General features: G+C 67.3%; 23 protein-coding genes. 3 read left to right on the top strand and 20 right to left on the bottom strand.

Annotation, left to right across the window (positions count from 1 at the left end; all coding sequences use genetic code 11):
- Positions 1-16 precede the first annotated feature (16 nt).
- Both L1O03_RS07290 and mnmA read right to left on the bottom strand, forming a co-directional pair.
- Positions 17-1,015 carry a uroporphyrinogen decarboxylase/cobalamine-independent methonine synthase family protein gene (locus L1O03_RS07290; RefSeq protein WP_236118963.1) on the bottom strand — a complete coding sequence of 333 codons (999 nt, stop codon included), beginning with the start codon at positions 1,013-1,015 and terminating at the stop codon, positions 17-19.
- Positions 1,008-2,123, bottom strand: coding sequence for a tRNA 2-thiouridine(34) synthase MnmA (mnmA, locus tag L1O03_RS07285; protein ID WP_236118961.1), 1,116 nt, complete (start codon positions 2,121-2,123; stop codon positions 1,008-1,010). Before mnmA ends, L1O03_RS07290 begins: the two co-directional genes overlap by 8 nt.
- Positions 2,124-2,208: 85 nt before the next feature.
- Between mnmA and L1O03_RS07280 the strand changes: the two genes are divergently transcribed.
- Complete coding sequence (locus L1O03_RS07280; protein WP_236119207.1) at positions 2,209-3,087, top strand: spermidine synthase; 879 nt, start codon at positions 2,209-2,211, stop codon at positions 3,085-3,087.
- Here L1O03_RS07280 and L1O03_RS07275 read toward each other — a convergent pair.
- The 8 genes from L1O03_RS07275 to L1O03_RS07240 form a co-directional block, all read right to left on the bottom strand.
- Positions 3,084-5,627 (bottom strand): bifunctional lysylphosphatidylglycerol flippase/synthetase MprF, encoded by a 2,544-nt coding sequence (locus L1O03_RS07275; RefSeq protein WP_236119206.1) that lies wholly within the window; start codon positions 5,625-5,627, stop codon positions 3,084-3,086. The two genes, L1O03_RS07280 and L1O03_RS07275, sit on opposite strands and share 4 nt — an antisense overlap.
- Positions 5,627-6,985, bottom strand: coding sequence for an alpha/beta hydrolase (locus L1O03_RS07270; protein WP_268914216.1), 1,359 nt, complete (start codon positions 6,983-6,985; stop codon positions 5,627-5,629). Before L1O03_RS07270 ends, L1O03_RS07275 begins: the two co-directional genes overlap by 1 nt.
- A 223-nt stretch (positions 6,986-7,208) precedes the next feature.
- Positions 7,209-8,324, bottom strand: a complete 1,116-nt coding sequence (locus L1O03_RS07265) for a cysteine desulfurase family protein (protein ID WP_236118951.1) — start codon at positions 8,322-8,324, stop codon at positions 7,209-7,211.
- Positions 8,321-9,283, bottom strand: a complete 963-nt coding sequence (locus tag L1O03_RS07260) for an electron transfer flavoprotein subunit alpha/FixB family protein (protein WP_236118949.1) — start codon at positions 9,281-9,283, stop codon at positions 8,321-8,323. Before L1O03_RS07260 ends, L1O03_RS07265 begins: the two co-directional genes overlap by 4 nt.
- A 29-nt stretch (positions 9,284-9,312) precedes the next feature.
- The gene (locus L1O03_RS07255; RefSeq protein WP_236118947.1) at positions 9,313-10,125 is read right to left on the bottom strand and encodes an electron transfer flavoprotein subunit beta/FixA family protein; all 813 of its coding nucleotides are present in this window, start codon (positions 10,123-10,125) and stop codon (positions 9,313-9,315) included.
- 27 nt (positions 10,126-10,152) lie between these two features.
- Positions 10,153-11,373: a class I SAM-dependent methyltransferase gene (locus L1O03_RS07250; RefSeq protein WP_236118946.1), complete on the bottom strand. Its 1,221-nt coding sequence runs from the start codon at positions 11,371-11,373 to the stop codon at positions 10,153-10,155.
- Between the two features lie 65 nt (positions 11,374-11,438).
- Positions 11,439-12,242, bottom strand: coding sequence for an NUDIX hydrolase (locus L1O03_RS07245; RefSeq protein WP_236118944.1), 804 nt, complete (start codon positions 12,240-12,242; stop codon positions 11,439-11,441).
- 90 nt (positions 12,243-12,332) lie between these two features.
- Positions 12,333-13,130 (bottom strand): ABC transporter ATP-binding protein, encoded by a 798-nt coding sequence (locus tag L1O03_RS07240; protein ID WP_236118942.1) that lies wholly within the window; start codon positions 13,128-13,130, stop codon positions 12,333-12,335.
- A gap of 156 nt (positions 13,131-13,286) precedes the next feature.
- Between L1O03_RS07240 and L1O03_RS07235 the strand changes: the two genes are divergently transcribed.
- Both L1O03_RS07235 and glgB read left to right on the top strand, forming a co-directional pair.
- Positions 13,287-15,299: a maltotransferase domain-containing protein gene (locus L1O03_RS07235; RefSeq protein WP_236118934.1), complete on the top strand. Its 2,013-nt coding sequence runs from the start codon at positions 13,287-13,289 to the stop codon at positions 15,297-15,299.
- Positions 15,300-15,355: 56 nt separating this feature from the next.
- A complete protein-coding gene (gene glgB, locus L1O03_RS07230) occupies positions 15,356-17,563 on the top strand; it encodes a 1,4-alpha-glucan branching protein GlgB (protein WP_236118932.1) in 2,208 nt (735 codons plus the stop codon).
- Between the two features lie 99 nt (positions 17,564-17,662).
- On the opposite strand, the gene L1O03_RS07225 is transcribed toward glgB, so the two are convergent.
- From L1O03_RS07225 to atpA, 10 genes are all read right to left on the bottom strand, one after another.
- The gene (locus L1O03_RS07225; protein ID WP_236118918.1) at positions 17,663-18,106 is read right to left on the bottom strand and encodes a hypothetical protein; all 444 of its coding nucleotides are present in this window, start codon (positions 18,104-18,106) and stop codon (positions 17,663-17,665) included.
- A gap of 386 nt (positions 18,107-18,492) precedes the next feature.
- Positions 18,493-19,392, bottom strand: coding sequence for a tetratricopeptide repeat protein (locus L1O03_RS07220; protein ID WP_236118912.1), 900 nt, complete (start codon positions 19,390-19,392; stop codon positions 18,493-18,495).
- Between the two features lie 9 nt (positions 19,393-19,401).
- Complete coding sequence (locus L1O03_RS07215; RefSeq protein ID WP_236118911.1) at positions 19,402-19,713, bottom strand: MTH1187 family thiamine-binding protein; 312 nt, start codon at positions 19,711-19,713, stop codon at positions 19,402-19,404.
- 28 nt (positions 19,714-19,741) lie between these two features.
- The gene (locus L1O03_RS07210) at positions 19,742-20,029 is read right to left on the bottom strand and encodes a hypothetical protein (RefSeq protein ID WP_236118909.1); all 288 of its coding nucleotides are present in this window, start codon (positions 20,027-20,029) and stop codon (positions 19,742-19,744) included.
- A complete protein-coding gene (gene nucS / locus L1O03_RS07205; RefSeq protein WP_236118908.1) occupies positions 20,029-20,721 on the bottom strand; it encodes an endonuclease NucS in 693 nt (230 codons plus the stop codon). The genes L1O03_RS07210 and nucS overlap by 1 nt, the downstream gene beginning before the upstream one ends.
- 64 nt (positions 20,722-20,785) lie before the next feature.
- The gene (locus L1O03_RS07200) at positions 20,786-21,235 is read right to left on the bottom strand and encodes a DUF2550 domain-containing protein (RefSeq protein WP_236118906.1); all 450 of its coding nucleotides are present in this window, start codon (positions 21,233-21,235) and stop codon (positions 20,786-20,788) included.
- Positions 21,236-21,418: 183 nt separating this feature from the next.
- Positions 21,419-21,790: a F0F1 ATP synthase subunit epsilon gene (locus tag L1O03_RS07195; RefSeq protein ID WP_236118905.1), complete on the bottom strand. Its 372-nt coding sequence runs from the start codon at positions 21,788-21,790 to the stop codon at positions 21,419-21,421.
- Positions 21,791-21,803: 13 nt separating this feature from the next.
- The gene (gene atpD / locus L1O03_RS07190) at positions 21,804-23,249 is read right to left on the bottom strand and encodes a F0F1 ATP synthase subunit beta (RefSeq protein WP_236118903.1); all 1,446 of its coding nucleotides are present in this window, start codon (positions 23,247-23,249) and stop codon (positions 21,804-21,806) included.
- A gap of 2 nt (positions 23,250-23,251) precedes the next feature.
- Positions 23,252-24,229, bottom strand: coding sequence for a F0F1 ATP synthase subunit gamma (locus L1O03_RS07185; protein ID WP_236118901.1), 978 nt, complete (start codon positions 24,227-24,229; stop codon positions 23,252-23,254).
- A 54-nt stretch (positions 24,230-24,283) separates the two neighbouring features.
- Positions 24,284-25,927, bottom strand: a complete 1,644-nt coding sequence (gene atpA, locus L1O03_RS07180; protein WP_236118900.1) for a F0F1 ATP synthase subunit alpha — start codon at positions 25,925-25,927, stop codon at positions 24,284-24,286.
- Position 25,928: the final 1 nt, after the last annotated feature.

The following is a 25,928-nucleotide window of genomic DNA, read 5'->3' as shown; positions in this document are numbered from 1 at the left end:
CACTCGCGCCTGGCGCTCAGAGGAGGAGGTTGCCCGCGTCCCTGCTGAGGATCTCCGCGCTAGCGCTGAGACTACGCAGGAGGGGAACGAGCCCCGCGGAGGAGGAGACCTCCGCGTCATCCCGGCCCCGAAGGAGGACGTCACCGGAGAGTGAGGAGGGGTCGAAGCCAAGGGTTCGCCAGAGTCGGGCAAGGCGGCGCGCGCTGTCCTGGGGCTCCTCCCCAGCCGCCGCATCGAGGGCGAGGCTGAGCGAGGTGCCCTGGCTGAGGAGGGAGCCCAGCCCGTCGAGGTCTCTCGATCCCCACACCGTGCGAAGGGCGAGGTCAACACGATGAGCCCCGCAGCCCTCGGCCACATCCCAGAGGACCTGCTGCATGCCGAAGCTCAGGGTGATCTCCGGGGCGCTCTCTCCCGAGGGAACAATCTCGAGGAGCTCGTGGAGGACGCGGGTGAGGCGCGGGGCAGGGATGGCCGGGATCGTGTCGAAGTCCGAGGTCCCCGGCACGGTGCCCGCGTGGAGGGCCGAAAGCTCGGGCTCCAGCAGGAGGATGGCGCAGCGGGCGCCGAATCGCCGGTGCGCCGCGCGGGCGAGGTCAGCGAAGGCCTGGGCATACATCCCGGGGAGATCGCGGAGCACTCCCCCATCCGTGAGGGCGCGGTGCCCGCCTGCCAGCTCGACGCGGGTGACGAGGCTCCACGGACCGAGGAGGGGAATCGTCACGGTGCCGCCGCAGGATCCCCACAGTTCTTCCAGCCCATCGAGGTCGCGTTCCCACAGGTCCCGGGCGGCCCAGGTGAGCCGCTGGGGGCGCGGGCTCAGCCGCCAGGAGCGGGGGCCGCGCTCGGCGTGGAGGCCGTCGAGGAGGCTCACCGTGCGGGCGACGGCGTCGGCAATGATCCCCCGCTCCGGGAGGAGCGGGAGGACGCGGGTGTCACCCGTCTCCCCGCCGATGATGTCCGCGGTGTCCAGCCAGTTCGTGCCCCGGAGCTGGGCGGGGGCGCAGGCCTCAGCCATCGCGATCCTCCCCCGGCGCCGCGGCGCGGGTGGCGCAGATGGTGCCGGAGCCTAAGACCATGTCTCCCAGGCCATCGTCCATGGGGAGGTAGAGCACGGCGGCCTGCCCGCGGGCGACGCCGCTTAACGGCTCCCGGAGCTCCAGCTCCATGTGGTCGGCGGCGCGGTCGATGTGCGCGGTGCAGCCCACCACGGAGCCGTGCGCGCGGACCTGCACCTGGCACTCGATGTCCCCGTCCATGAGGGGGTGGAGGTACTTGAGGCGATCCGCGCTGATCCCCGTCACGGCCAGGGCCTCCCGGGGGCCGACGGTCACCGTGCCGGTCCGGGCATCGATGTCGGTGACATAGCGCGGGCGGCCATCGGGAGCGGGCGTCTTGATGTCCAGTCCCTTGCGCTGGCCGATCGTGTAGTTGAAGGCGCCGTCGTGGGTGCGCAGCTCGTGACCCTCCTGGTCCACGATCATCCCCGGGCGCAGGCCGATGGTGCGCCCGAGGAAGGCCTGCGTGTTGCCGTCGGGGATGAAGCAAATGTCATAGGAATCCGGCTTGGAGGCCGTGGAGAAGCCGTGGGCGGCGGCCTCCTTCCGGATCTCGGGCTTGGGCGTATCGCCCACGGGGAAGAGGCAGTGGGCGAGCTCCCGCTCGCTCAGCACACCCAGAACATAGGATTGGTCCTTGTTCTCGTCGGGGGAACGGCGCAGGTGGCCGTCGTCGTCAAGGGTGGCATAGTGGCCGGTCGCGACGGCGTCGAAGCCGAGGGCGAGGGCGCGCTCCAGGAGCGCGGCGAATTTGATGCGCTCATTGCAGCGCAGACAGGGATTGGGGGTCTCCCCGCGGGCATAGGACTCGATGAAGTCATCGATGACGTCCTCGCGGAAGCGGTCGGAAAAATCCCACACGTAGAAGGGGATGCCGAGTTTGTCGCACACCCGGCGCGCGTCGGCGGAATCCTCCAGCGAGCAGCACCCCCGCGAGGATTCCCTGACGGCCTGCGGGTCCCGCGAGAGCGCGAGGTGGACGCCCACGACCTCGTGCCCTGCCTCGAGAGCCCGCGCAGCGGCCACCGAGGAATCGACGCCACCGCTCATCGCCGCGAGTACGCGCATGCTGCTTCTCCCCTTTCTTCCAGACCTTCTCGCACTGACGCCCACAGCTTACCCAGGCAGGGTGCTCGCTAGGCTATGGGGCGTGATGCGCGCACCGAAACGATCCTCGTCCCCCTCCCCCGCCGGCAGCTACCCGATCAGCACCGGGACCCTGGAGGTGGAGGCCGATCCCTATCGGGAGAACAGCTGGGTGCTCTCGGTGAATGGGGTGCCCTCCTCGCATCTGTGCCTCGATGACCCGCTGGCCCTCGAGTTCGAATACATGCGGTGGATCGCCGCGGCCCTCGAGTCCTACGTCCCGGCCCACCTCGACATCACGCGCCTGCGCGTCACCCACCTCGGCGGCGCGGGCTGCTCGCTGGCGCGCTGGTGCGCGGCGCGGTGGCCGTCGTCGAGGAACACGGTGGTGGAGTTCGACGCCCAGCTCGCCGCCCTGGTGCGGGAGCTCTTCGATTTGCCGCGCGCACCCCAGCTGAAGATCCGCGCGAGCGAGGCGCGGGAGGTCATCGCCCGGGCCCGTCCGGCCAGCCGGGACATCGTCATCCGCGATGTCTTTGCCGGGGCGCGCACTCCGAGGCACGTGTGCACGGCCGAGTTCGCGAAGGAGGTGGCGGCGAGCCTCTCGGAGGCGGGACTCTACGTGCTCAACTGCGGGGATCACGCGGACCTCGAGGGCGCGGCCGCGGAGATCGCGACGGTGGGCGCGGTCTTCCCCTCGGTGGGGGTCATCGCGGATCCGCCCATGCTCAAGGGGCGCCGCTACGGGAACATCATCATCCTGGGCGCCAAGCGTCCCCTCCCCGGCGAGGGCTCGCCGGAGGCCGCGCAGCTCATGAAGTCCCTGCTCGGCGGGGCGGTCCCGGCGCGTTATGTGCCGGGGGATCAGCTCCCCCGGCGGCTGCGCGGCGGCGAGGTGTGGCATGACGAGCCCGCCTCTGATGACTCGGGGGCGGAGGACGCCTAGCCCCTGGGCCCCGGGAGGCTCTCCTTTTTCTCCCCGTGGTCTCCCATGGACTCGCCCCAGGCGCGGGCGGCTTTGAGGGCGTCGCTCATCTTCATGTCGGGGACGTAGCAGTGGGTGACGGCGAGCCCGATCGCAGGCAGGGCCAGCTCATCGGCGTAGCAGAGGAACCACTGGTGGTGCTCGGGGTGGAACTTGTACTTCGAGGCCGCAAGCGAGCGGAAGCCGTAGAGCGGCTCCATCGTGCGGCCGAGCTTCTCGAGGATGGCGTCGAGAATGCCCGGCTCCTCCGCGCTGTCTGTGCGCGAGAGCGGAGCCCCGGAGAGGGAGACCCAGCCGAGGCCCTCGTCCTGGGCCCGCTGTGCGCCCTCGGCGAGGAGGTACTCGATGACGGGGCGGAAGCCGGTGGCATCGCGGCGCATGAAGTCGAGGGTATAGCCGGCGAGCTCGCCACCCTCGTAGACGGGAAGCCAGCTGGTCACGCCGTGGACGCGGAGGTCCTCGTCGACGGCCACGAGGATCCGCGTTCCCGGCTCCTTGAGCTCCGAGATCCCGCCGAGGGTGAAGCCCATCTCCGGCAGCGTCTTGTCCGCCACCCAGTGCTCGGAGAGCGCGATGATCGACTCCTTCACCCGGGGGTCTAAGTCCTGCCAGGGCGCCCAGATCGTCGAGATGCCCTCCTTCACGGCGCGGTTGCGGGCGGTGCGGATGTTCTGGAACTTCTTGCCGCGGAATTCGAGGTGATGGCAATCCAGCGTGGATTCCTCCGCGACGTGCACGGCCCGGAATCCCCGACGCCCGCAGTCCCGCGCGAACTCCGAGCGCACCGAGTACCAGGCGGTGCGCCAACCATTATTCGTCGCGTAGTCCTCGAAGAGGAGGGCAATCCGCTGCGGATCATCCTCCCCGGCGCCCAGCACCGGCTCGCCCACGGTCACCGCGATGCCGCGATCCACCCGGTAGGCCACGTATCCCGACGGCTGCCCGCCCTCGTCTCGCGGGGGCGCAAACCAGTAGCGGTTGCCCTCCCAGAGCGTCATCCAGGAGAGGTGGTCCCCCGTCCCCTGGCGGATGATCTCCCGGGCCATGGCGCGGTGGGCCTCCTCCTCCGGGTTCGGCACGGACATGAGTGCGCGGTAGAGCACTACGAGGAGGATCGCCCAGAAGAGGATGCCCGTCCAGTTGTTGAGCATCCACCCGGAGCTCGTGTGGGGCACGAGCGTGTAGTTGTAGAGCTCCCCGAGGACGGGCGGAAGGTAGACCGCCGGGAGGTCGCCGAGCAGCAGGGGGATCGTCGCGTGCGGGTGGAAGTGGGAGGAGAGCACAAGCCCGCCGAGCACCCACAGCAGCGCGCTGAGCAGCGCCGCAACGAGTGCCCCACCGGCCGCACGGAGGAGCGCATCATGGCGCAGCGGCACCCGGAAGAGGGAGCGCCGAGCCACCAGGAACACCAGGCTCACGATCCACGGCAGGGTCATCATGAGGCCATTGATCACCAGCAGCGGGACGTCGGGTTCATCCAGGTCCGTGATGGTCCACAGCTGCAGCCCGATCACCGCGATGGTCACCAGCTGCGCCAGAACGGCGAGCTGCCAGGCCAGGCGTCGGCCCTTCATGAGACCGAGGGCAAGCACCCCGTAGACCAGCAGCGGGATGAGGTTGAGCAGGAAGGAGCCCACGCCTGTCTGGGCGGCGTGGAGCACGGCGTCGGTGCAATCCTGGCTGGCGGAATCCTCGCGGCAGAGGGAGTACATCGTTTCCAGCGAGATCTCCGGGCCCCAGATGAGCTGGATGACACCGGAGAAGGCGCCCTCGGCGAGAGGGTTGAAGGCGGCGAGCACCGGCCCCAGCGCCGTGCAGAAAAACACGAGACTGAGCAGCTTCCTCGCCTCCCGACGCGAGGCGACGCGGGCCTCACCCGGGCGCTCCGGCGCGAGGACCGCGCCCGCGAGGACGCCCCCAAAGAGCGCGACGAGCGCCACCCCATCGGAGAGCGTCCCGGAGAAGAGCACCATCGTGATGCTCAGCGCGCCGAGCAGCGTGCGCACCCGTCGTCGCCACAACAGCGGCATGCGCGCGGAGGCAATCGCCACCGAGCCGAAGATCCATCCCGCAGGCGAGAGGAGGACCATGTTGAGGAAGTCGCCGCCCCACCAGTGCAGGCCGGTTTCCTCGACGGCGCGGGCGATCATGAGCCCAATCGGGGTGGCGACGAGGTGCACCAGCAGAGCACAGAGGGCAAAAAGCCGACTTCCGAGGATCCTCTCCGCCGGGACTGCGAGGAGGAGGATGCCCACGGTCGCGATCGCGGCGCTGCCCACCCCGAGGGTGGTGAGGCCGCAGACCAGGATCCGCGGGTCACTGATGGCATAGGGCATCCTGAGCCCCAGGGTGTCCATCATGTCCCACTGCGGGAGCAGGGCATTTGCCACGTGGCAGCCCCACAGGATGACGAGGAGCACGAGGCTCACGGGCGTCGAGAGCAGTTGTTTGAGCGCCCACACACTCACCGAGCCAAGCTGGCGTCCCACCGTTTTGACCATCACTTCTCCGTTCCTTTCTCCTGCACACTAGCCTGACCGGCCGGGTCATTCACGGCGTGGGGTCCTGGGGTGGTGGCGGGTGCCGTGCCGACGGCTGGCACGCCTGCCAGCCCGCCGCGCTCCGCGACCCAGGGAAGGGTGTCCGCCAGCGCCCGACGCCACACCTGGAAGGAATGCGCGCCGGGGACGGTTTCCATCGTCGAGGAGATTCCCGCCGCCCCGGCGAGTTCGTGGAGGTGGCGCAGGGCAGCGACGGATTCCCCGTCCGCGCTCCCGGCGATGAAGCGGCCCCCGATCCCCGCATACGTGTCCGTGCCCGCGGCCTTCGTGAGGAGGGCCTCGGGGTTGACGGCCTGGAACTTCTCCTCGCTGCCGCCGAAGAATTGCTCGACGGTGGCCCGGTGCTCCCCCACCGTCGGCTCGGCCTGACCAGAGAAGTCGAGGAAGGAGCCGTACACCTGCGGGGAGTTCGCCACCACCTGAAGCGAGCACGTGCCTCCGTAGCTCAGCCCGCCGATCGTCCACGTGCGAGTGTCCTCATTGACCCGGAAGGTCTCTTTCACCCGCCGGGGAACGTCCTTCTCCAGGTAGGTACGCACCTTGAGCTCGGGTCCGTCGACGCAGATGGGGTTGCCCGCCCAGCTGCCCGTGCCGTCGACACTGATGATGATGGGGGCCACCCCGCCGTGCTGGGCCTGGTAGCGGTCCGCGGTGTCCTCGCCCTGGCCGTCGCGGAACCAATCCATCGGCTCCCCGGGGTTGCCGGCCAGGAGGACGAGGACGGGCAGCGCGATCTCCGGGTGCTCCCAATAGGCGGGCGGGACATAAGCCACGGCGTCGCGGGCGGGGAATGCGGAGCCGCCCTCCGCGGCGGGATACCCGGGCAGGGGGAGCGTGACGAGCGCCCCCACCGTCCGCCCGTTCTGGCGGGGTGCGGAGCGCAGCGCCTGGAAGGCGGGGAGATCCATGTGGCTACTCACCGGCTCGGGGTCGAGGGACTCCACTGTCGCGAACTGCTGGTATTGGACATTGATGAGCCCCCACGTCCCCACGATGGAGAGCGCACAGAGCACCGCGGTCAGCACCCTCCTCCCCCGGTACACCCACACCCCGATGAAGAGGGCCAGGCTCGAGGCCACCGCCGCGCAGATCCGCCACGGCAGCGCATCCGGGAAGGGCCGCCACCACTTCTCCACGATGAGCCACGCAAGGAGCGACAGCACCGCGGCGAGAACGAGCGCCACGATGAGGGCCGTTCGGCGTCGTCGACGCACCCCGATGAGAAGAAAAAGGAGGAGGGGAATCGTGACCAGCAGGACGAAGAATCCCTCCGCCCTGCTGTCCGTCAAAGAAATCATGGCCAGGGTGCTCACGTCCAGTGAGGCTAGCCCTCAGGCCCCGCCCGGGCGAGCATTCCCGGCGCCCGCCCGGCAGTTAACAGGAACCTTTTATATTAAGCCGCATCGTCCCAGGTCACAAGGGGCGACGACGGGAACACCGGGCCCCGCAGAACCCGGGCTCCCAGCTTTCTCCCAGCTTTGATGCGGCAGCGGGGCAAGTGCAAGGCCAGCGCAAGGAGCACTAGACCCCCGCCGCGCGGGCGCGCTCCACCACCCTGGGTAGGACGCCCAGCACCGCGTCGATGTCGGCCTGCGTCGTCGTTCTGCCGAGGGTGAGGCGAAGCGCCCCTCGGGCGCTCTCCAGGCTCACCCCCATGGCCTCCAGCACGTGGCTTGCCCGGTTCACGCCCTGGGAGCAGGCCGAGCCGGTGCTCGCCTCCACTCCCGCCGCGTCGAGCAGCATGATGAGGCTATCGCCCACCGCGCCGGGAAAGCTCAGGTGCAGGTGCGTGGGCAGTGCCGGCTCAGCGGTATGGACCTCGACGTCCGACACCCGGGCGAGGATCCCCTCCCGCAGCCTCTCCCGCAGGGCGCGAAGGCGCGCCTCCTCCGCCTCCATCTCGGCGCTCGCTTCTGCCAGCGCCGCCGCGGTGGCGGCCGCACCGGCAACATTCGAGGTCCCGGGCCGGATTCCTCGCTCCTGCCCGCCGCCGAAGAGCACGGCGGAGGGGGCCGGCGAACGCCGCGCCAGGAGCACCCCCACCCCGCGGGGGCCGCCGAACTTGTGGGCGCTGGCGGCAAGCGTCGTCGCTCCGAGGGCATGGAAGTCCACCGGCAGCTTACCCACCACCTGGACAGCGTCGATATGAACGGGCGTTCCGGCGGCCGCAGCGCGGGCGGCGATCTCCGCGACCGGCTGGATCGCGCCGGTCTCGTTGTTGGCCCACATGGAGGTCGCGAGGGCGGCGGGCTCATCGAGGAGGCTGAGCTCGCTCACGTGTCCGCCCTCGTCGAGGGGCAGGAGCTCCGACTCCACCCCGGGCAGGTGGCTGATCGTCTCACGCACCGCCGAGTGCTCGATGGGCGTGGACACCACGCGGCGAAGCGGAGAGGCCGCATAGAGCCCCTGGATGGCGATGTTGTCCCCCTCCGTTCCCGAGGCCGTAAAAATCACCTCGATGGGATCGGCCCCCAGCAGCTCGGCGATCTGCTCGCGGGATTCCTCGAGCACCCGGCGCGCCTCGCGCCCCGAGGCGTACTGCCCTCCCGGGTTGAGCAGTCCCGCGTGGGTGGCCAGGGCCTCCACGGCGCAGCGGCGCATGGGCGTGGTGGCCGCGTGATCGAGGTAGTGGCTCATCGGCGGGACTCGATTTCCTTCGTCAGCGCCGGGAGCACGTCGAAGAGGTCGCCCACCACGCCCAGGTCCGCGATCTGGAAGATGGGGGCGTCCTCGTCGTTATTGATGACGACGATCGTCCCGGCGGTCTGCATCCCGGAGGTGTGCTGAATGGCGCCGGAGATGCCCGCGCCGATGTAGAGATCCGGGGAGACGGTCGCGCCGGTCTGGCCGATCTGGAACTGGGCCGGGTAGTGGCCCAGGTCGACGACGTCGCGCGTGACGCCCACGGCCGCACCCAGAGCGTCGGCCAGCGGCTCGAGGACGGAGTGGAAGTTCTCCTCCTCCCCCACGCCGCGGCCGCCGGCCACGACGACCTTCGCCTGGCTGAGCTCGGGGCGGTCCCCCTTGACCGCCGGAGTGAAGCTCAGCACGCGGGCACCGGGCGCCTCCTGGGCAACGAAGTCCACCGGGCAGAGCTCCCCCGCCCCGGCCTGCGGGTTCTCCTCGGGCTCGACGGCGCCCGGGCGCACGGTGTACACGGGGCAGGCCCCGCCGACCGCAGCGGTGATGGTGACCTTGTCACCGAAGATCGACTGCTGGGCGCTGCCGTCGGCGCGAAGGGCCACGACGTCGGTGAGCACGCCGGAGCCGAGCCGCGCGGCGAGCCGCCCGGCGATGTCCCCGCCCTCGGCGGTGTGGGCCAGCACAACCGACCCCTGGGAGTAGTGGTAGACGACGTGGTGGATGAACTGGAGATCGGTGACCTCGAAGAGGTCCTCGGTGCCCTCCTGGGCCCGGTAGAATACCTTTTGCACACCCAGCTCCCCGAGGCGCGCGCCCCACGCCTGGGCCTTCTCAGCCCCTGCCAGGACGATCGCGTTGACCTCCCCCGCGGGGCGGGCCGCGGCGATGAGCTCGGCGCTCGCGACGTCGAGATCGCCCTCACGCTGGTCAATGATGACGTTGAGAATACTCACGGAGTAGTCCTTTACCTTCCTGGAATGGCTTATTTAAGGAGAGAGCGTTCGTCGAGGAAGTCGGCGATGGCGGCGGCCGTCGCGGCGGGATCGTTGTCCCTGATGATCGTGCCGGCGCCGCGCGCCTCGCGGGTCTCAGCGGCCGTCACGGCCGTGGCCGCATGGGCGAGCCCCACCTGGTTCTCCAGGACGCCAATGTTCTCCAGCTGGAGGCGGGTGATGGTGGCCTTCTTCGCGGCCGCCAGCCCCTTAAAGTTGGGGTAGCGCGGGCGGTCCGCCTGCTCCCCCACCGAGATGACGGCGGGCAGCGAGGCCTCGAGCTCCCACTCCCCGGCGCTGGTCTCGCGCACCCCGCGGACCACGCCGTCCGCCACGCTCACGCTCTTCAGGTGGGTGAGCGCCGCGGCGGGGAGGTACTCAGCGATGATGCCGGGCACCGCGCCCGAGGCTCCATCGGAGGAGGCCGAGCCCGCGATGACCAGCTGGACGTCGTCAATCGTGCGAATCGCCGAGGTCAGCGCCCACGCCGTGCCCAGCACATCCGAGCCTGCCATGCGCTCATCGCAGAGGTGGATGGCGTCGTCGGCACCCATCGCGAGGGCGGTGCGCAGCGCCTTATCCGCCTCCTCGGGGCCGGCGCTCAGGACGACCACGCGGTAGCCGGCCTCCGGGTCTGCTTCCTTGATCCGGAGAGCCTGCTCGACGGCATACTGGTTGACCTCGTCAATGACGTTGTCCACCGAGCTATCCGAACTATCGCGCAGGAGCGTGTAGTCCTCCTCCAAGGATTTTTCGGACCAAGTATCTGGCACGTTCTTCACAAGCACCACGATGGTGGGCATGAAGTGTCCTCCCGTATGTGAGTTTCTTCAGTATCGACGGCCTAGTGTAGTCCCAGAAGAGGGGCGCGGGGAAGGGCCCTCCTCCGCCCACGTGCGCGGACCACAGACGATCGCCACCGCACTGCGCCCCTGCCGGGTGAGCACGAGCCCCAGGGATTGACTGCCTTTGAGCTTGAGGGAACGACGCAAACGATCCGGATCGATATCCACCCCGCGGCACAGGATCTCGACGCGCCCGCAGTCCCGGCGCTGCAGCACCTGGCGCACCTTCTTCACCGGGCAGGTCTCCAGGACACGGAAGCCGCTGGTCCCGGCGGGGACGTGATCCCCGGTGAGGTAGGCGATCCGCTCGTCGAGCATCCAGAGCCCCTCGCGCACGGCATAGTGGCGCACGAGACCCGCGCGGACGATCGCCCCGTCGGGATCGATGATCCACGTGCCGGGCTCCCCGGCGAGGTCGCGCTCGGGCTCATCGGGCAGGAGATCATCGAGGTGATCGCGGAATCCCGAGCGCAGGATGATCGCCTCCCGGCGCGCCCCGCCGCCGAGCCCCGGAGTATACAGGCAGGCCTCTTTCACCCCGCCGTCCACGCTCACCACGCTGACCAGCCCCTCCCAGAAGGAATAGTCCAGCCCCGGGGCGCACTTGATCGCCATCTCCCGGCCGCGATAGGTCTCCACCACATCGGGCAGCGGCGGGATGAGCTGCCGCGGGGAGGTGATGCGGCGCCCAGCGTGCCGTCGGGCGGGATCCGCCACGATGACCTCCGCCCGCGAGCTCGGGCGCAGGGCATCTGCCCGCGTGATGAGCGCGCCGCGCCCGCGCAGGTTCCACGCCGCCATGGCGCAGCGAACGGGATCAAGGTCCGAGCCCACCGTGCGCAGGCCCGCGTCGAGAAGGGCAGCCCCCTCCGTGCCGACGGAGCAGGTGACGTCGTGAACGATGCTGCCCTCCCCCATGGCCCGGACGATCCGCCGGGCTCGGGCCTCAGCGACCACCCGCGGGGTGGCCTGCTGGGCGGAGTCATGGCAGACGAGCCAATCCCCCGGGAACTTCCCCGCCGCCACGCCGGAGCGCTGGGCTTGCACGAGCTCCGCCGCCGCGCGCCCATAGTCCCCGTAGACGGCCCGCAGCTCGGCGACGTCACTCACCAGGGAGCCGCCGCTCAGCTGGAGGTCGGCGCAGCGCTCCTGGATGTCGGGCATGGTATCGCGGAGGAAGCGCAGTTCGTCGAGGGTGTAGCTCATAACAGCTTTTGAGGATAGCGCGAAGCCGGGAACCTTCGCGGCCGGCGAGACCCGGCGGGACCCGGCTAGATCCGGTCAATGGGCGTGTGCGTGTAGAACTCCTCGTAGCGGGGGTCATCCCGGAGTTCGCCGACGTGGGGCTCCATGTCGGCGTTATGGGCGTCGGCAAGCGCCTCCGCCGCGCTCTCATAGTGCGCGAGCTCCTTCAACTGGGCCCACGTGGGAATGACGAAGCGGACGAGGCCGTGCCGCCAGCCCTCCAGCAGGAGGGAGGGCGGGAACCAGCCAGCGGAGTCCGTCTCCGTATTGTCCGAGTCGGGGTGCTGTCCCTCCGGCTGGCGGGCGAGGAAGGAGAAGGTATCGAACCAGATCCCGGTGTCCGCCTTCCCCACCCACCGGGCGAAGGGGCGCACGAGCGTCGAGTCCACTTTGAGGGAGTTGGCCTCGAGAACGCTCGTGAGCGAGAGGCGATGGGACTCCAGCCCCAGCCGATCCCCGTGATAGGGGGTGGCGTCCGTGATGGGGTGGCCCTCCTCGTGCACAGCGAGGAGCGTGCCCGTTTCCTCGAAGGTCTCCCGGACCGCGGCGAAAAGCAGCGCATGGGCTTTGTCCTTACTCGTCCCCATCGTGCGCGCCAGAGAAATGACCGACGGCCCCGTCCACAGGTGGCCCGAATCCCACGATTTTGGGGGGTAGTCCCGCGGGTCAACCCCACCACCGGGGAAGACCGTCATGCCCGGATAGTTCGGCATGGTGTTGACGCGCTCTTGCATCCACACCTCGAGCCCCTGGGCGCCATCGCGGATGAGAAGGACGGTGGCAGCCAGCTTGGAGCCACCATATCCGCTGCGTGGACCGGCAATCGCCACACCGATCACGCTCCTTCCCGACGAGGACCCTGGCACCCAAATTGTAGCCGGGGGTACGCAGCGGGGGCACAGGAGGTGTACTAAGCAGCGCTATGCCCGGCGCGCGAAGAAGCGATCCCCGATCCGGTCGACGGTAATCGGCTGGTGGAAGGCCGTGGAGAGGTTCTCGGAGGTGAGGACGTCGTCGATAAGCCCCTGCGCCACCACCGAGCCCTCATCGAGGATGAGGGCGTGGCTAAAGCCCTCCGGGATCTCCTCCACGTGGTGAGTAATCATGACGATGGCCGGCGCATCCGGGTCCATCGCCAACTCCTTGAGATAGGCGACGAGGTCCTCGCGCCCGCCGAGGTCCATGCCCGCCCCCGGCTCGTCGAGGATGAGGAGCTCGGGATTGGTCATGAGGGCGCGGGCGATGAGGACGCGCTTGCGCTCCCCCTCAGACAGGGTCCCCCATGTCCGCTCCCTCAGGTGCCAGGCGCCCACCTGGCGGAGGATCTCCTCGGAGCGGCTTTCGTCGAAGGTGTCATACTCCTCCCGCCAGCGGCCAAGGATCGCGTAACCGGCGGAAATCACCAGGTCGCCTACCTTCTCCGTCGGGGGAATGCGGTTCCCGACGGCCGAGGAGGAGACGCCAATCATGGCGCGGAGGTCACGCATGTCCGTCCGGCCGATCCTCTCTCCCATGATGATGGCCTCGCCGCTGCTGGGGAATTCCTCCGCGGAGGCCATGCGAATCAACGTGGTCTTCCCCGCGCCGTTGGGGCCGATGATGACCCAGCGTTCGTCGAGCTCAACCTGCCAGTCCACGGGCCCCACGAGGGTCTTTCCGCCCCGGATGAAGCTCACGCCACGGAAATCGATGAGAAGGTCTTCGTTGTACTCACACACACCTCCATCATGGCCCAAAAGGGCCCGCGAGTGTGGCGGGACACAGCGGGTGTTCTCCCTTTACCCCCATTGCCCACGGCGGCCCGTGCGTCCACCCATCCTCAACTACTCTTTGAGATGGACACTGCACGAATCCATGAAACGTTAGGTGATGACATGTCCGGACAGATCGATGACGTCCGCCCTGAGATTTCCGGCGCCACGGTCGCCTCGAAAGCCGTGGTCGGAGAGGTGCTTCCCATCACGGCTCTCGTGTGGCGCGAGGGGCACGACGCCGTCGGTGCCACGCTCACCGTCCACGCCCCCGGGGAGAGCACCCCGCGGCACATCACGATGACCCAGGACCGGGAGAACGTCGACCGCGTCCATGCCATTATCACCCCGGACCGCGTCGGTACGTGGACCTTCCAGATCGACGCCTGGTCGGATCCCATGGCCACCTGGCGCTGGGCCGTCTCCAAAAAGCTCGAGGCCGGCCAGGACGAGGACGAACTGGCCAATGACCTCGCCCACGGCATTGACATCTTCCGACGCGCGGCCGCCGAGCACACCGGGAAGGAGGCCGCCCACCTGCGCTCCGTCGCCGAGGTCCTCGCCGCCCCCGGTGACCTCCACGAGAGAGTCGCCCAGGCCATGAGCCCCGAGACCCTCGCGATCCTCCACGCGCAGCCGCTGCGCGAGGAGATCCGCCGCGGCACCCCGCACGCCGTCTCCGTGGAGCGCCGGGAGGCGCTGGTCAACTCCTGGTATGAGCTCTTCCCCCGCTCGACGGGCGGCTGGGACGAGGACGGCAACCCCGTCCACGGCACCTTCGCCACGACGGCCAAGGCGCTCGATCGCGTCGCCGCCATGGGATTCGACACGGTGTACTTCCCGCCCATCCACCCCATCGGCCGGATCAACCGCAAGGGGCGCAACAACACGCTGACCCCGGAGCCGGGGGACGTCGGCTCTCCGTGGGCTATCGGCGCGAAGGAGGGCGGGCACGACGCCATCCACCCGAAGCTCGGCACCGAGAAGGACTTCGTTGAGCTGCTCCACTACGCCAAGGGGCTGGGGCTTGAGGTGGCGCTCGACCTGGCGCTGCAGGCCGCCCCCGATCACCCCTGGGCCACCGAGCACCCGGAGTTCTTCACCATCCTCGCCGACGGCACCATCGCCTACGCGGAGAACCCGCCCAAGAAGTACCAGGACATTTACCCGCTCAACTTCTTTAACGCTCCGAAGGAGATCTACCAGGAGATTCTTCGCGTCGTCCGCCACTGGGTGGATCTTGGCGTCACCACCTTCCGCGTGGATAACCCGCACACCAAGCCGGCGGAGTTCTGGTCCTGGCTCATCAAGGAAGTGCACAGCACGAACCCGGAGGTCATCTTCCTCGCCGAAGCCTTCACGCGCCCGGCGCGCCTCTACGGCCTGGCGAAGGCAGGGTTCTCCCAGTCCTACACCTACTTCACCTGGAAGGTGACCAAGGAGGAGATCACCGAGTTCGCCACTGACATGGCCGAGATGGCCGACGTCTTCCGGCCCAACCTCTTTGTCAACACCCCCGATATCCTCCACGCCTCCCTCCAGTACGGCGGGCGCGCGATGTTCGCCATCCGCGCGGCGCTGGCCGCCACGCTCTCCCCGCTGTGGGGCGTCTACTCCGGCTATGAGCTCTACGAGAACCGTGCTCTCAAACCCGGTAGCGAGGAGTACCTCGACTCGGAGAAGTACCAGCTCAAGCCGCGGAACTTCGAGCTGGAACTCGCCCGGGGCAACTCGCTGGAGCCCTACATCACCTCGCTCAACGCGATTCGCCGGAACAACCCCGCCCTCCAGCAGCTGCGCACCCTCCACTTCCATGAGGTCGACAACGAGCACATCATCGCCTACTCCAAGGTGAATCCCACGACAGGAAACGCGATCCTCGTCGTCGTGAACCTCGATCCCCGCAACGCTCAGGAAGCCACCGTGCACCTGGACCTCAAGGAGCTCGGGCTGGCGTCGGCGCAGGACTTCCCCGTCCATGACCTCGTCACGGGCGCCACCTACACCTGGTCCACGCACAACTTCGTGCGCCTTGAGCCCATGCGCGATGTCGCGCACATCTTCCGCCTGCCCACGGTGGCAGAGGAGGACCGAGAGGAGATCGCCTACCGCACGGTCACCGACTACCGCCCCTAACTCCGGGCCCCGTCCCTATCCACGAACTGAGAACCAAGAGAAGCAGGATTCGATTTATGAGTGATCCAGCACAGCTCCATCCCGCTGATTACATCCCCGCCGCGGATCTCGATCACCTCCGCAACTGCAGCCACTGGGCGCCCCACGACTTCTACGGGTGGCACTCGACGCCCGAGGGCTCGGTGATTCGCACCCGGCACATCGGCGCTGAGCACGTCGAGCTCCTCATCGACGGCACCGGGATCGACATGACCCCGGTCGGCGATGACATCTGGATCGCCTCGCTGGAGAGGCGCGATTCCGCCGACTACCGCTTCGCCATCACCTGGCCCGGCAGCGATACGCCGGTCATCACGGCGGATCCCTACCACTTCCTCCCCAGCCTCGGCGAGCAGGACCTCTACTTCATCAACGAGGGCCGCCACGAGCGCCTGTGGGAGGTCCTCGGCGCGAACCCCCGCACCTACGAGACCACCATGGGCTCCGTCTCGGGCACCTCCTTCGCGGTCTGGGCGCCGAATGCCGCCTCCATCGCGCTGATCGGCGACTTTAACGGCTGGAACCCGGCCCAGCACCCCATGCGCGCCCTGGGGTCGACGGGTGTCTGGGAGATCTTCCTCCCTGACGTCCACGCTGGCGCCCGGTACAAGTTCGCCATCCTCACGCAGGATGGCACCCGCAAGGAGAAGGCCGACCCGCTGGCCAAGGCCGCCGAGGTTCCCCCGGGAACGGCGTCCATCGTCGCGGAGAGCACCCACGAGTGGGGCGACTCCGAATGGATGGAGCGCCGGCCGCACCGCGATGTCGCCAGCGAGCCGATGAGCATCTACGAGGTCCACCTCGGCAGCTGGAAGCAGGGGAAGACCTACGCGGATCTGGCGACGGAGCTCGTCGATTATGTCGCCGAGCAGGGCTTCACCCACGTGGAGTTCCTCCCCGTCGCGGAGCACCCCTTCGGCGGATCCTGGGGCTACCAGGTGTCCGGCTACTATGCTCCGACGGCCCGCTGGGGCAGCCCCGACGAGCTGCGCGGCCTCATCGACGCCTTCCACCAGCGGGGCATCGGGGTCATCATGGACTGGGTGCCCGGGCACTTCCCCAAGGATGACTTCGCCCTCGCCCGCTTTGATGGGCCCGCCCTCTATGAGCACCCGGACTGGCGCCGCGGCGAGCAGCGCGACTGGGGCACTCACGTCTTCGACTTCGGCCGCCGCGAGGTGCGCAACTTCCTCGTCGCCAACGCCCTCTACTGGATGGAGGAGTTCCACATCGACGGCATCCGCGTCGACGCCGTCGCCTCCATGCTCTACCTGGACTACTCACGCAACGAGGGCGAGTGGCTGCCCAACGAGTACGGCGGCCGGGAGAACCTCGAGGCAGTCCAGTTCCTCCAGGAGGTTAACGCCACCGCCCACCGCCTCTACCCGGGGATCCTCACCATCGCGGAGGAGTCCACCTCCTGGCCGGGGGTTACCGCCCCCACCTGGGCCGATGGTCTTGGCTTCTCCCTCAAGTGGAACATGGGCTGGATGAACGACACCCTCCGCTACTTCGGGCTCGACCCCATCCACCGCTCCTACCACCACAACGAGATCACCTTCTCCATGGTCTACGCCTACTCGGAGCGCTACGTCCTCCCCTTCAGCCACGACGAGGTCGTCCACGGCAAGGGATCCCTCTGGACGCGCATGCCAGGCGACACCTGGAACAAGGCCGCCGGTCTGCGCAGCCTCTACGGCTACATGTACTCCCACCCCGGGAAGAAGCTCCTCTTCCAGGGCCAGGAATTCGGCCAGATCTCCGAGTGGTCCGAGGCCACCTCCCTCCCCTTCGACGACGCCGAAGGCTGGGAAGGCGAGTACCACGCCGGCATCCAGCTCCTCGTCCGCGACCTCAACCGACTCCACCGCGAGGAGCCCGCGCTCCACACCCAGGACTTCGAGCCCGCCGGCTTCCAGTGGCTCAAGGCCGACGACGCGGCGAATAACATCCTCGCCTACATCCGCTGGGGCACGGACGGCTCCGCGATCCTCGCCGTCAACAATTTCGGCGGCACCTCCCAGCCGGATTACATCCTCGGGCTGCCCGTGGGAGGCGACTGGGACCTCATCCTCAACACGGATGCGGCCGTCTACCAGGGCGCGGGCAATGACCTGCCTGGCAGCGTCCACACTGTCGACGCAGGCTGGGACAACCAACCCCACTCGCTCCACCTCCACATCCCGGCGATGAGTACCCAGTACTACCGCCTCCGCCGCGCCTAGGGCGCACGCGCCCCGCTCTGCGGGGCCCGGAGCACAGCAACACCCCCGGTGAGAAACATTCTCACCGGGGGTGTCTTCGGGCGCGGAGCCTTAAAGAAGTTACTTGCTGCTGCCCATCAGGCCCTTGATGATCTCACCCATGCCGGAGCTGCTGACCTCAGGGAGCTTGAGGTCGGAGGAGCCGTCCTGGTTGAGGAAGTTGGAGGAGCCAGCGCCGCCCAGGATGTCACCGGTGGTGCCAGTGGAACCAGCACCCGGGAGGATGTCACCAGCGGTAGAGCCAGCGCCACCGAGGATGTCACCAGCGGTGGAGCCGTCGTTGTTGAAGAGGTTGGAGGAGCCAGCGCCGCCCAGGATGTCACCAAAGGTCGAGCCTGCGTTCACGTCACCGACGGTGGAGCCAATGTTGAGCTCCTTCGGCAGCTCGACGTTCACCGGGGGCGGGGTCACCAGGTTGAACTGGGGAACCGCGGTGTGCAGCTGAACGAGAAGGTCCTTGATCGGGCCCTCGACGATGTCCTGAATCTGAAGCAAGAAGTCCATGTGTATACCTCTCTGAATGTTGCCCCGAAGCCCTTCCTCGAGACCACTGCAAAATATACACAATTCCTTACTTATCCCTCAACACTCCTGAAGTCCGGGCGTGTCACAAATGCCTGGTCAAAGGTTTAATCCATTGGAGACCTACCGCCGCAGTCTTTAATGGTCCAGTGCATATATCCTTTTCCTTCGTGAATATACACTTCTATTGAGGTCAAAAAGATGTGTCCCCACCCTGCGTAAGAACTCGCCTACACCATGGCCCTTTTAGTTATTTCTCAGTGCTTCCATAGAGAGCACATCATGATCTAGACCTTTAGACGGCTGTGGCCCCCGCCGCACACAACGGCGAGGACCACGAAGAGGGGTAAGAGAATCGTCACTCTCCCCTAAAACAGCGCGCTGGCCATCTGTCCTCGGGCAGCCAGCACCCGCGGGTCGCCCGCATCGAAGAGCTCGAAGAGCTCGAGGAGACGGGCCCGGGCCGCGTCACGCTCCGGCCCGCGGAGGAAGGCGATGAGCCGACGGAAGGCCGCCTCCGGGTCGCCGTTCGCGATCTCCGCATCGGCGGCAGCGCGGGCCGCGTCGAAGTCCTCCGGGTGGGCGTCGGCGGCGGCGATGGGGTCCTCCCCTTCCGACTCGCTCATCCGCTGGAGGATCTCAATCTGGTGGCGGGCCTGGCGGGCATCGCGATTCTCGGGATCATCCTCGAGGATGTCCACGTAGAGGGAGAGCGCGCGGGCGTAGTCCTCGGAGCCTGCGGCGGACTCGGCCTCATCGAAGCGCGGATCGCGGGCCTCCTCGGCCTCCTCGCTTCCCTCCTCGGGCGGGAGGCCTTCCAGCTGCGATCCCACCTGGCTGACAATCTGCTGGGTCCACTGCTCGAGCACCTGGCGGGGTTGGCCGCCCTCGAGGCTCGTCAGCGGGCGCCCTCCGGCGAGGACGAGGACCGTCGGGAGTCCGCGGACGCCGAAGGCCTGGGCGACCTGCGGGGTGGCGTCGGCGTCGACGTAAGCAAAGATGAATCCGCGCCGGGATGCCTCCGCCAGCTCCGAGAGGTCGGTGCGCAGCTGCTCGGACTCGGGGCTGCGCCCGGTACCGATCAGCACGATGACCGGCACCTGGAGGCTCCGGCGCAGGACCTCGGCTTCCAGGTTCTCTGCCGTCACGGTAATGGAGCTGGGAATACTTCCCGCCGGCTGCGAGGCGGACTTCTCCTTGGCCTCGGCCCGGGCCTTCACCTGGCCCAGGTCCACGGCGCCAGCAGCAAAACGATCAGGCATAGTCATGTGTTCCTCCTACTTCTCGTTCTCCCGAAGGCGAGCTTCCAAGGACTCCACCTTCTGCGTTATCTGACCACTGTAGCCGGGGCGGATATCCGCCTTGAGCACGAGGGAGACCCGCGGGGACACCTCCATGACCGCCTCGGTGGCGCGGCGGATGACGTCCATGACCTCGTCCCATTCCCCCTCGATGTTGGTGAACATGGCGTTGGTCTCATGGGGAAGGCCGGACTCCCGCACGATCTTCACCGCGCGGGCCACCGCCGCGGACATCTCCGCGTCGGCCGTGGGGGTCTGGGTAGGTGCGACACAAAAAGCAACGATCATACCTCGAGGATAACCACCCGGCCCCCGCCTACCGACGAGCCCAACACCACGTGTGCCAGTGCCGGCGATCCGCCACTCCCCCAGCCCACTCGAGCGGCCACGCCACGATATGCGAGGTCCCCGGGCGAATCGGGTTCTCGCAGCCCGGGCAGATATAGGTCTTCGTCGCCGCCTGAGCCCCCATGGGCCGCACGACGAACGTCTCCTCCCGCGCCCACGAGGGGCCCGGCTCCCGTCGTTCCCCGAGGTAGGCGGCCCCCTCCGCCCGCAGAGGACGCACCCCGTGCACCGGCCGACGACGATGGCGCCGCGGCATCAGAAGAGCCGCAATTCGTCGCTCTCGATGCCGCGGAGCTCGTCATAGTCGAGCGTCACGCAGCGGATCCCCCGGTCCTCCGCGAGCGTCCGCGCCTGCGGCTTGATCTGCTGCGCCGCGAAGACCCCCTGCACGGGGGCGAGGACCTCATCCCGGTTGAGCAACTCCAGGTACCGCGTGAGCTGCTCCACCCCGTCGATTCCGCCGCGCCTTTTGATCTCGACGGCCACCGTCGCGCCCGATTCATCCCGGCAGAGGATGTCCACCGGGCCGATGGCCGTCGGGTATTCACGACGGATGAGCCGGTAGCCCTCGCCCAGGGTGTCGATGTGCTCGGCGAGGAGCTCCTGAAGGTGGGCCTCCACCCCATCCTTCACGAGGCCCGGGTCCTCCCCCAGCTCGTAGGTGTGCTCATGGTGGAGGGCCTCGATGGTGATCCGCAGCTGCTCTCCCTTGGGGTTCTCGACCACCCACAGCCGGGAGTCCGTCTCCTCCCCGGTGTCGTCGAGGACCGGGCGCTCCTCCAGGGTGCAGGGCGGAGTCATCCAGTTGAGCGGCTTATAGGCGCGGTCATCCGCATGGATGGAGACGGAGCCATCCGCCTTGATGAGGATGAGCCGGTCCGCCATGGGAAGGTGGGCCGAGAGACGGCCAACATAGTCCACGGAGCAGCGAGCAATCACGAGACGCATTCTTCCTAGGCTAGCGTGCGTCCGTGGTGGCGCGTCGAGAACCCCGGGGCTTTGTGCGTTTTCCCTAGGAGCCCAGGTGCTTGCGCCAGTACTTGCGGTCCAGGCGTTCCTGGCGTGCGCTGGGAGCGGACTCCACCCAGGCGGTCAGCGCCATCTCGGCCTCGGGCTGGGCGGCCATCTCATAGTCCTGACCATTCACGCTGAGCTGGAGAATGTGCATGCCCTCGGGCAAAAAAGAAGCCTCCGCCTCAGCCATCGGACGATGGCCGGAGACGGAGACGTCACTGCGATGCACCACAAGGTCAGCGACCGGGGACAGCGAACGGAGCTTGTAATAGCTCAGGTGATCAGCCCGGTAATTAATAATCCCGTGGCGCCAGCCGTGCACCCCTTCTGCGGGCATTCGGCGAAGCACCACGGTGCTGCCCTGCGATCGAAGCATAAAAAAGCGCCACATGCCGAGGCCGCACAGCACGAGCACCACCAGCACGATAAGCCACATCAGGATATCCATGCCAGCCTCCCTGTCAACGGCGCGGTATGGGCAAGTCAATGGTATGGGCTGAGTCTAGCACCATTCTCAGCTCTTCCCCAATGTGTCGCCGGGTGGCACTCAGGGAGCAAAAACCACCCCCGGGGAATCCCGGGGGTGGTGGGTGTGGGGAGAGGCGTGGCGCCCCTCAGCTCCTCGTGGAGCTTAGCTCTCGCGGCTGCGGCGCAGGGCGCGGAGGCCGGCCTCAGCGCGGGAGCGGATGAGCTCATCCTCGGACTTCAGCTCGGCTTCTGCCTTCGCCTGATCAACCTCGTCGGCCCAGACCGCGAAGTCGGCGAGGACCGTCACCTTCTCGGTGCTCACGGAGATGAACCCGCCCTGGACGGCTGCGACCTTGCGCTCGCCGTCCACGGGGCGGATGGTCACGACGCCATTCTCGACCAGCTGGCCAAGCATGGGCTCGTGGCCGGGCAGCACGCCGATCTCACCCTCGGTGGTCTGCGCGGTGATGATGGTGGCCTGGCCGGCCCACAGCATCCTTTCCACAGAGACCAATTCCACGGTGATGTCAGCCATGCGCTCGTCTCCCCTACTTCTCGGTCATCTTCTTGTAGGCCGCCTCGACGTCGTCGAGGCCACCGAGGCCGTTGAACGCCTGCTCCGGGTAGTGGTCGAACTCACCGTTGCAGATGCGCTCGAAGGCGTCGATGGTGTCAGCCAGCGGCACGTAGGAGCCCGGCAGGCCGGTGAACTTCTCCGCCACGAAAAAGTTCTGGCCCAGGAAGCGCTCGATGCGGCGGGCACGCTGCACCGTGATCTTGTCTTCCTCGGAGAGCTCGTCCATACCCAGGATGGCGATGATGTCCTGCAGCTCCTTGTTCTTCTGCAGAATACCGATGACGCGCTGGGCAACCTCGTAGTGGCGCTCGCCGACGATGCCCGGCTCGAGGATACGAGAGGTCGAGGTCAGCGGGTTCACAGCGGGGTAAATACCCTTGGAGGCGATGCCACGGTCAAGCTCCGTGGTGGCGTCGAGGTGGGCGAAGGTCGTCGCCGGCGCCGGGTCGGTGTAGTCGTCCGCGGGGACGTACACGGCCTGCAGCGAGGTGATCGACTTACCCTTCGTCGACGTAATGCGCTCCTGGAGGACACCCATCTCATCAGCCAGGGTCGGCTGGTAGCCCACGGCGGAGGGCATACGGCCCAGCAGGGTGGACACCTCAGAACCGGCCTGGGTGAAACGGAAGATGTTGTCGATGAAGAGCAGCACGTCCTGGTGCTGGACATCGCGGAAGTACTCCGCCATGGTGAGGCCCGAGAGAGCCACACGCATACGGACTCCCGGCGGCTCGTCCATCTGACCGAAGACGAGGGCGGTGTCCTGGAGAACGCCCATCTCCTCCATCTCGAGGAAGAGGTCGGTGCCCTCACGGGTACGCTCGCCGACGCCGGCGAAGACGGAGGTACCGGAGAACTCGCGGGCGATACGCGTAATCATCTCCTGGATGAGAACGGTCTTGCCCACACCGGCACCGCCGAACAGGCCGATCTTTCCACCCTTGACGTAGGGGGTGAGAAGGTCGATGACCTTGATGCCGGTCTCGAGAATCTCGGTCTTGCCCTCCAACTGGTCGAAGGGCGGCGGGTCGCGGTGGATGCCCCACTGCTCGCCGTCGCGGCCGAGGCCCGGCTCGTCGAGGCAGTCGCCCAGGGCGTTGAAAACGTGGCCCTTCACGACGTCGCCCACCGGGACGGAGATCGGCTTGCCGCTGTCCTTGACGTCGGCGCCGCGGACGAGGCCGTCGGTCGGCGCCATGGCGATGGTGCGCACCAGGTTGTCGCCGAGGTGCTGCGCCACCTCCAGGGTGATGGTCTTAGCGACCGCTTCGAGGGTCACCTCGACGGTCAGGGCGTTGTACAGGGCCGGGAGCTCGCCGCGCGGGAATTCCACGTCGACGACGGCACCAATGACCCGCACGACGCGACCGACGGACCCCGTCTGCTGGTCGGTGTGCTCATTGAGAGCTGTAGTCATAATTAGTCACTTTCTCCGCTTTCGGCGAGCGCGCCAGCGCCACCGACGATCTCTGTGATTTCCTGAGTGATCTGCGCCTGACGGGCCTGGTTGGCCACACGGGAGAGATCCTTGACCAACGCGGTGGCGTTGTCAGTCGCAGACTTCATGGCGTTACGCCGCGAAGCCGATTCCGAAGCCGATGCTTCGAGGAAGATCGCGAACAGACTCCGAGAAATGTACTTGGGCAGCAGCTGCTCAAGCAGGGTATCGGCGTCGGGTTCGAACTCGACGTCGGCGTGCACGCCATCGGCGTTGGCCAGGGCGCTTTCGCCGAACTCGATTTCCTCTTCTTCAAAGACGGGTTCGATGGGCAGCAGCTGGTGCGCCCGCGGAACCTGGCTCAGCATGGACTCGAACTCGGTGTACACGACGTGCACCTGGTCGAATCCGCGGACGCCCTGGCCGTCGTTCTCCGGCAGGCCCGGACGATCCTTAGCCACGCCCTCGGAGCCGGCGATGAAGCCGTCCACGAGGTGGCGCCGCACATCGTGCGTGGCATCCCAGGTGGGATCCTGGGAGAAGCCGTGCCATGCGCCGGCCACGGGCTCCTCGCGGAACCGGTAGTAGCCGATGCCCTTGTTGCCCGTCACGTAGCGGACAACCTCGTACCCCTTGTTCTTCAGGTTGGCCTCCAGTTCGGCGGCCTTCTTGAAGACGTTGTTGTTGTAGCCACCGCACATACCGCGGTCGCTGGAAACCACGAGCACGGCGGCGACCTTCCCGCCTTCGCGCTCACGCAGCATCGGGTGATCGAGGGAGCTTGCCGCCGCGAGCCGCTCCACGACATTCTGCATCTCGTGGGCATAAGGCATCGAGGCGTCGACGCGGGCCTGGGCCTTCGTGATGCGCGAGGTCGCGATCAGCTCCTGCGCCTTCGTGATCTTCTTCGTCGAGTTGACGGACCGGATGCGGTCACGCAGGTCTCGAAGACTAGCCATGGTTCACCTTCCTCCCTTCTCTCTTGATGATCTGCGAATTAGGCATGGAATGCTCTACTTCTTGGCAGACTTACGAGAGACGGAGAGCTGGTTCTTCTGAACCTCGGAGTCATCGAGCGGAGTGACCTCCGGCTCGTTGATCACGGTGTGGCCCTCGGAGGTGCGGAAGCTCTTAGCGAACTCGTCGTTGGCCTTGAGCAGGGCTTCCTTGGACTCGTCGGACAGCGCGGCCCCGCCCTCGATCTGCTGGTACACCTCGGGCACGGACTGGTGCAGGTGCTCGTGCAGCTCGGCCTCGTAGCGGCGAACGTCTTCGACGGGAACGACGTCGAAGGCGCCCTCGCCGGCAAGCCAGATGGAGATCATCTGGTAGTCGACCGGCTGCGGGGAGGACTCGGGCTGCTTGAGCAGCTCCACGAGGCGCTGACCGCGCTCCAGCTGGGCCTTGGACGCGGCGTCCAGGTCGGAGGCGAAGGCAGCGAAGGCCTCGAGGTCACGGTAGGCGGCCAGGTCCAGACGGAGGGAGCCGGCAACCTTCTTCATGCCCTTGGTCTGCGCGGCACCACCGACACGGGAGACGGAGATACCAACGTTGATCGCGGGGCGAACACCCTGGTTGAAGAGGTCGGACTCCAGGAACACCTGGCCGTCGGTGATGGAAATGACGTTGGTCGGGATGAAGGCCGAGACGTCATTGGCCTTGGTCTCAATGATCGGGAGAGCCGTCATCGAGCCAGCGCCCATGTCATCGGAGAGCTTGGCAGCACGCTCCAGGAGGCGGGAGTGCAGATAGAACACGTCGCCGGGGTATGCCTCGCGTCCCGGGGGACGACGCAGCAGAAGGGAGATCGCGCGGTAGGCCTCAGCCTGCTTGGTCAGATCATCGTAGATGATGAGGACGTGGTTGCCCTGGTACATCCAGTGCTGGCCAAGAGCGGCACCGGAGAACGGCGCCAGCCACTTGAAGCCCGCGGAGTCGGATGCGGGGGCGGCAACGATCGTCGTGTACTCGAGGGCGCCATGCTCCTCGAGGGTGCGACGGACGGCGGCGATGGTCGAGCCCTTCTGGCCGATCGCCACGTAGATGCAGCGCACCTGCTTGGACTTGTCGCCGGATTCCCAGTTGGCCTTCTGGTTGAGGATGGTGTCGATGCAGACCGCGGTCTTACCGGTCTTGCGGTCACCAATAATGAGCTGACGCTGACCGCGACCGATCGGGGTCATTGCGTCGATGGCCTTGATGCCGGTCTGCAGAGGCTCTTCAACCGGCTGACGCTGCAGCACCGACGGTGCCTGCAGCTCGAGGACGCGGTCCTCTTCCGCCTCGATTGCGCCCAATCCATCGATGGGCTGCCCCAGGGGGTTGATGACACGGCCGAGGAACTTGTCCCCGACCGGGATGGACAGGACCTCTCCGGTCCGCTTGACTTCGTCGCCCTCGTTGAGACTCTCGTAGTTACCCAGAACCACGACGCCGATCGAGTCGGTGTCCAGGTTCTGCGCGACGCCGATGACTCCACCCGGGAACTCCAGCAGCTCGTTGGTCATTACTGACGGGAGACCCGAAACCTGGGCAATACCGTCAGCCGTGGAAATAACCACGCCGACCTCCTCGCGGGAGGCCTCCGCGGAGTAGCTCGAGGTGTAATTAGCTATCGCGCCACGGATCTCATCGGAGGAGATCGTAAGCTCCGCCATG

The organism is Corynebacterium uropygiale (genome assembly GCF_021568315.1).
Taxonomy (GTDB): Bacteria; Actinomycetota; Actinomycetes; order Mycobacteriales; family Mycobacteriaceae; genus Corynebacterium; species Corynebacterium uropygiale.
The sequence above is the reverse complement of the archived record's forward strand: the minus strand, read 5'-3'. Positions and strand labels throughout refer to the sequence as shown.